This is a genomic window from Brotocaccenecus cirricatena (genome assembly GCF_020687045.1).
Taxonomy (GTDB): Bacteria; Bacillota; Clostridia; order Oscillospirales; family Oscillospiraceae; genus Vescimonas; species Vescimonas cirricatena.
Window position 1 is genome coordinate 1 of sequence record NZ_JAJEPW010000107.1, and the last position, 5,813, is coordinate 5,813.

A 5,813-nucleotide genomic window follows, 5' to 3' on the forward strand; every position below is an offset into this window, starting at 1 on the left:
TTGCATGTGTTAAGCACGCCGCCAGCGTTCGTCCTGAGCCAGGATCAAACTCTCTATAAATCGTATCAACACAGCGTTTCCGCTGAGCTAATCATTTTACAGAGCTATTTTCCATAGCTTCATAAACTCTGCTCAAACACTGGGTAATTGACTAAACCCCAGCGTCCGAGCTTTTCAGTCGCGCATCTTCCGATGCGCTCCCGTCTGGCGCTTTGTTCGTTCATTGTTTAATTTACAAGATACACGCCCCGCACCCGCGGAACAGTTGGTATTTTACCACAAGCAGTTTCGTTTGTCAAGAACTTTTTTCGACATTCTTCACATTTTTTGAAACCGTTTGTCGTTCGCCGTCTTTACAGACGACTTATTTAGGATACCACATCGAGCTCGCTTTGTCAAGAACTTTTTTCGGGAAGTCTTGTTTTTTTCGGTTCTCCGTGTCTCCGCCGCGGCTCTCGCCGACAGCTTTGTTAGAATACCACCCCATTCCCCATTTGTCAACACCTTTTTCCCGCATTTTTCAACTTTTTTATCCCTGCCAGAAGGTGGGGTTATGGTCTGTACAGTTATAATTTCGTTCACTTCTTGCAAGCCATATACACCTATATTATAATGTGCCAAAAGGCGGCCCCGGGGGAATGGGACCGCCTTTTGGCAAGAGATGAAAGAAAAGAACAGAAGGGAGTATCTGATGGGTGCTCTCGCCGCCCCGTCAGTCCAGGATGTTGGAAGCTGTCACCCAGCGGCCCGCGTCCTGCCGCAGGGTCACGCTGCCACCAGGATAGCGCAGGGTCACGGTGCCGTCGGGGTTGTGGCAGCCGTACTGGAAGCGGACATAGCCCGCGTCACCGGCCGGTGCATAGTACGCGTCGAAATCCGCCAGGTATACCAGGCCGTGGAAGGCGCTGTCGGACATATCCGCCAGACCAAGCCCCGTGCAGCGCAGCAGCAGATCCTCTAGCTCCACCGCCGTCAGGCGGGCGCAGCCGTCCATACCCAGCTGCCGCAACTCCCGGTCGGACAGCTCCCGGCTTCCGGCTCCGGCGGCAAACAGGGATGCCAGATCCATATCCTCCGCCCGGTCATAGGAGGCGGCCAGGAACAGGTTGGGTCCCCGGGACGGCAACACATTGAAGCAGCTGCCGCCGAACCAGCGGAGCTCCTGCTCCGTCAGCAGGCTGGCCCCCTGGGGCAGGGTCACCCGGGGCTCCTCCGCCGGGGCTGCGTCCTGTCGGACCGCCGGGGCGGAGAAATGCACAGGCTCGACGGTATTCCTCGCTACGCTCTGCCCGCGCAGGCCGCAGGCACACAGCCCCAGCATCAAGCACACTGCCAGCAGCAATACCGTCTTCTTCATGGCGACTCCTTTCCCGAGGTGAATGTTGGTTTTTCCCTTACTGTACTTGTAGTATACAGGAGTTTCCCGGCAAATTCATCTCAAAATGGTGAATAATAGTTACAAAACGGTGACAATATGGTTAAAATTTGGTACACCTTATTTCGCGGTTGCAATAGGGACGGAGATACGATATAATCATAAATTAGGTATTTTCACAGGAAGGAACACTTCGCTCATGTGGTACATTGTGTTATTCGCCGCCCTGTTGGGGGCGGATCAGCTTATCAAATACTGGACGGTGGAGCACCTGGCTCTGGGGGAGTCGGCGGCGTTTCTGCCGGGGATCGTGCAGCTGACCCGGGTACATAACTACGGCGCGGCCTGGTCCAGCTTCTCCGGCCAGACCACGGCCTTGGCGGTGGTGACGGTGCTGCTGATGGCGGCGGTGGCGTATCTGCTGGTGCGGCGGATCGTGCGCCATCCCCTGGGCGTGATCGCCGGGGTGATGATCCTGGCCGGAGGCGTGGGAAACCTCATCGACCGGCTTTTCCGGGGCTATGTGGTGGATATGTTCGACCTGACCCTGTTTTCCTATCCGGTGTTCAACTTCGCCGACTGCTGCGTGGTGGTGGGGGCGATTCTGGGGGCCGTGTACTACCTGTTCTTCTACGACAAATACGACAAGAGGGAACGTCCGCATGGAAACGATACGCCTGACGGTGACAAGTGAAGAAGCGGGACAGCGGGCGGACAGCCTGCTGGCCCGGCGGCTGGAGGGCCTGACCCGGTCCGCCGCCGCAAGGCTCCTGGAGGAGGGGCGGGTCACGGACCGGGGCCGCCCGGCGGCGAAGAACCTGCGGGTCCAGCCGGGCCAGGTGCTGGAGGTGCAGCTGCCGGAGCCGGAGGAGCCGGAGGCCCGGCCCCAGAATATCCCCCTGGACGTGGTGTATGAGGACCGGGACGTCATCGTGGTGAACAAGCCCACGGGCATGGTGGTGCATCCGGCCCCTGGGCACCCGGACGGCACCCTGGTCAACGCCCTGCTGTATCACTGCGGGGAGAGCCTGTCCGGCATCGGGGGCCAGAAGCGTCCCGGCATCGTCCACCGCATCGACCGGGACACCAGCGGCCTCATTATCGCCGCCAAAAACGATGCAGCCCATCTGGCCCTGGCGGCCCAGCTGGCGGACCACACCCTGGCCCGGACCTATGAATGTCTGGCAGTGGGGAATTTCCGGGAGGACAGCGGCACCGTGGACGCCCCCATCGGCCGCCATCCGGTGGACCGCAAGCGCATGGCGGTGGTGCGGCAGGGGGGCCGGGAGGCCGTGACCCATTGGGAGGTCATCGCCCGGTATCCCGGCGTCACCCATCTGCGCTGCCGTCTGGAAACCGGCCGCACCCACCAGATCCGGGTCCATCTGGCCTATATCGGCCACCCCATCCTGGGGGACACGGTGTACGGGGCCAAAAAGTCCGTGGCCGGGCTGACGGGCCAGTGCCTCCACGCGGTGGGCCTGCGGTTCATCCACCCCCGCACCGGGGAGCCGGTGGAGCTGACCTGCCCCCTGCCGGAGGAGTTCGTGCGCATGCTGGAAAAGCTGCGGCGGAACGCGTGAAGCATGAGATATGAAAATGAGGATGTGCCTATGATCGGCTTTTATGACTATACGGTGCTGGCCACCTACGCCGCCACGGCCCTGGGGGTGACGGGTATGTTCCAGGCGGTGGAGGGGCGGCACCTGACCGCTGTGTTCTGCCTGCTGGCGGCGGGACTGCTGGACTGCTTCGATGGCCGCATTGCCCGCACCAAAAAGGACCGCAGCCATCAGCAGCAGTCCTTCGGCATCCAGATTGACTCACTCAACGACGTGCTGTGCTTCGGAGCGCTGCCGTCGGTGGCGGGCTACTGCGCCTGGAGCCGGTGGAGCGATGCCCCAACTCCGGTATGGTATGGGGCGGCGCTGTGCGTGTTCACCCTGGCGGGACTGATCCGGCTGGCGTATTTCAACGTCACCGAGGAGGAGCGCCAGCAGACGGAGGGCGGCGGGCGGAAATACTATCTGGGCCTGCCCATCACAGCCAGTGCCCTGGTCTTTCCGCTGTTTTACCTGCTGGGCCTGCTGCTGCCCGGCGGGCCGTATATCCTGGCGGCGGGAATGCTGCTGCTGGCGGCGCTGTATGTGACCCCGCTGCGCATTCCCAAGCCCGGCCTTGCCGCCATCTGCCTTCTTTCGGCGGTGGGGGCTCTGGAGCTGGCGGGGCTGATCCTGGCCGCTCTGGGGCGGCTGTGACCGGAAGGTCCCCTGTCCATATTTGACCAATTTGTGAATTTTTGAATTTTTTCCAAAATCCCCCTTGCAAAATCCAAATAGTGTGGTATGATAATCAGCGTTAGCACTCCAGGAAGTCGAGTGCTAACGCTGAACTCGTTTATTATGTAAAGATATAAGGAGGAACCAACTATGAAACTGACACCGCTTGCTGATCGCGTTGTGCTGAAGATGACGGAGGCGGAGGAGACCACCAAGGGCGGCATCATCCTCACCGGCTCTGCCAAGGAGAAGCCCTCTGTGGCGGAAGTGATCTCCGTGGGCCCCGGCGGCGTTGTGGACGGCAAGACCGTTACCATGACCGTCAAGCCCGGCGACAAGGTCATCACCGACAAGTATGCCGGCACCAAGGTCACCCTGGAGGACGTGGAGTATATCATCGTCAAGCAGGCTGACATCCTGGCTATCGTTGAGTAAAAAATTCGCTGTCTGTTTTAATTAGGAGGCAATACTATGGCTAAGATTATCAAGCGCGGCGAGGAAGCCCGCAAAGCTCTGGAGTCCGGCGTCAATCAGCTGGCCGATACCGTAAAGATCACCCTGGGCCCCAAGGGCCGCAACGTGGTGCTGGATAAGAAGTTCGGCACGCCCCTGATCACCAACGACGGTGTGTCCATCGCCAAGGAGATCGAGCTGGACGATCCGTTTGAGAACATGGGCGCTCAGCTGGTGCGTGAGGTATCCACCAAGACCAACGACGTGGCCGGCGACGGCACCACCACCGCCACCCTGCTGGCCCAGGCCATGATCCGCGAGGGTCTGAAGAACCTGGCCGCCGGCGCCAACCCCATCGTCATGAAGAAGGGCATGGCCAAGGCCGTGGATGCCGCCGTGGCCGCCATCCGCCAGCAGAGCCAGAAGGTCAACGGCACCGACGACATTGCCCGCGTGGGCACCGTCTCCTCCGGCGACGCCTTCATCGGCAAGCTCATCGCCGAGGCCATGGAGAAGGTCTCCGCCGACGGCGTCATCACCATCGAGGAGTCCAAGACCGCCGAGACCTATTCCGAGGTGGTGGAGGGCATGATGTTCGACCGGGGCTATATCACCCCCTATATGGTCACCGACACCGACAAGATGGAAGCCCTCATCGACGATGCGTATATCCTCATCACCGACAAGAAGATCTCCGTGATCTCCGACATTCTGCCTCTGCTGGAGCAGCTGGTCCAGGCCGGCAAGAAGCTGTTTATCATCGCCGAGGACGTGGAGGGCGAGGCTCTGAGCACCCTGATCGTCAACCGTCTGCGGGGCACCCTGAACGTGGTGTGCGTCAAGGCTCCCGGCTTCGGTGACCGCCGCAAGGAGATGCTCCAGGATATCGCCATCCTCACCGGCGGCCAGGTCATCAGCGAGGAGCTGGGTCTGACCCTGAAGGATGCCACCGTGGATATGCTGGGCCGTGCCCGCCAGGTGAAGGTCACCAAGGAGAACACCATCATCGTCGACGGTATGGGCGACAAGCAGGCCATTGCCGACCGCGTGGCCCAGATCCGCGCCCAGATCGGCAACACCACCAGCGAGTATGACCGCGAGAAGCTCCAGGAGCGGCTGGCCAAGATGGCTGGCGGCGTGGCCGTCATCAAGGTGGGCGCTGCCACTGAGACCGAGATGAAGGAGAAGAAGCTGCGCATCGAGGATGCCCTGAACGCCACCAAGGCCGCCGTTGAGGAAGGCATCGTGGCCGGCGGCGGCACCATCTTCGTCAACATCATCCCCGCCGTCACCGCCCTGCTGGCCGACGTCGAGGGCGACGAAAAGACCGGCGTGCAGATTGTGGCCAAGGCTCTGGAGGAGCCCATCCGCCAAATTGCCGCCAACGCCGGCCTGGACGGCTCCGTGATTCTGGAGAAGGTCCGCACCTCCGGCAAGAACGGCTACGGCTTCGACGCCTACAAGGAGGAGTATTGCGACATGATCGCCAGCGGCATCGTGGATCCCGCCAAGGTCACCCGTTCCGCACTGGAGAACGCCGCCAGCGTCTCCGGCATGGTGCTGACCACCGAGTCTCTGGTGGCCGACAAGCCCCAGCCCGCAGCTCCCGCAGCCCCCGCACCCGACATGGGCGGCATGGGCGGCATGTATTAATCCCCCCGCAAGGGCATAACCGCATAACAAAAACCGGCGCCTGCATAGCAGGC

General features: G+C 61.1%; 6 protein-coding genes and 1 rRNA gene. 5 read left to right on the top strand and 2 right to left on the bottom strand.

Annotated elements, in window-relative coordinates; genetic code table 11:
• Both LKD37_RS16735 and LKD37_RS16740 read right to left on the bottom strand, forming a co-directional pair.
• A 16S ribosomal RNA gene (locus LKD37_RS16735) occupies positions 1–60 on the bottom strand; the annotation flags it as partial.
• A gap of 652 nt (positions 61–712) precedes the next feature.
• Complete coding sequence (locus LKD37_RS16740) at positions 713–1,357, bottom strand: hypothetical protein (RefSeq protein WP_302930219.1); 645 nt, start codon at positions 1,355–1,357, stop codon at positions 713–715.
• Between the two features lie 217 nt (positions 1,358–1,574).
• On the opposite strand from LKD37_RS16740, the gene lspA reads away from it, so the two are divergent.
• The 5 genes from lspA (at position 1,575) to groL (ending at position 5,760) form a co-directional block, all read left to right on the top strand.
• Complete coding sequence (gene lspA / locus LKD37_RS16745; RefSeq protein ID WP_302930220.1) at positions 1,575–2,069, top strand: signal peptidase II; 495 nt, start codon at positions 1,575–1,577, stop codon at positions 2,067–2,069.
• Complete coding sequence (locus tag LKD37_RS16750; RefSeq protein ID WP_302930221.1) at positions 2,038–2,958, top strand: RluA family pseudouridine synthase; 921 nt, start codon at positions 2,038–2,040, stop codon at positions 2,956–2,958. The genes lspA and LKD37_RS16750 overlap by 32 nt, the downstream gene beginning before the upstream one ends.
• A 30-nt stretch (positions 2,959–2,988) precedes the next feature.
• On the top strand, positions 2,989–3,633 hold the full coding sequence (locus LKD37_RS16755) for a CDP-alcohol phosphatidyltransferase family protein (RefSeq protein WP_302930222.1): 645 nt from the start codon (positions 2,989–2,991) through the stop codon (positions 3,631–3,633).
• Between the two features lie 171 nt (positions 3,634–3,804).
• Entirely contained in the window at positions 3,805–4,089 is a 285-nt protein-coding gene (locus tag LKD37_RS16760) for a co-chaperone GroES (protein ID WP_302930223.1), read from the top strand.
• A gap of 36 nt (positions 4,090–4,125) precedes the next feature.
• Positions 4,126–5,760, top strand: coding sequence for a chaperonin GroEL (gene groL / locus LKD37_RS16765; protein ID WP_302930224.1), 1,635 nt, complete (start codon positions 4,126–4,128; stop codon positions 5,758–5,760).
• Positions 5,761–5,813 lie beyond the last annotated feature (53 nt).

Excerpts from the sequence above, each read along its gene's own strand:
- lspA (WP_302930220.1), top strand. The coding sequence starts at position 1,575 with ATGTGGTACATTGTGTTATTCGCCGCCCTGTTGGGGGCGGATCAGCTT.
- LKD37_RS16740 (WP_302930219.1), bottom strand. The coding sequence starts at position 1,357 with ATGAAGAAGACGGTATTGCTGCTGGCAGTGTGCTTGATGCTGGGGCTG.
- groL (WP_302930224.1), top strand. The coding sequence starts at position 4,126 with ATGGCTAAGATTATCAAGCGCGGCGAGGAAGCCCGCAAAGCTCTGGAG.
- LKD37_RS16750 (WP_302930221.1), top strand. The coding sequence starts at position 2,038 with ATGGAAACGATACGCCTGACGGTGACAAGTGAAGAAGCGGGACAGCGG.
- LKD37_RS16755 (WP_302930222.1), top strand. The coding sequence starts at position 2,989 with ATGATCGGCTTTTATGACTATACGGTGCTGGCCACCTACGCCGCCACG.
- LKD37_RS16760 (WP_302930223.1), top strand. The coding sequence starts at position 3,805 with ATGAAACTGACACCGCTTGCTGATCGCGTTGTGCTGAAGATGACGGAG.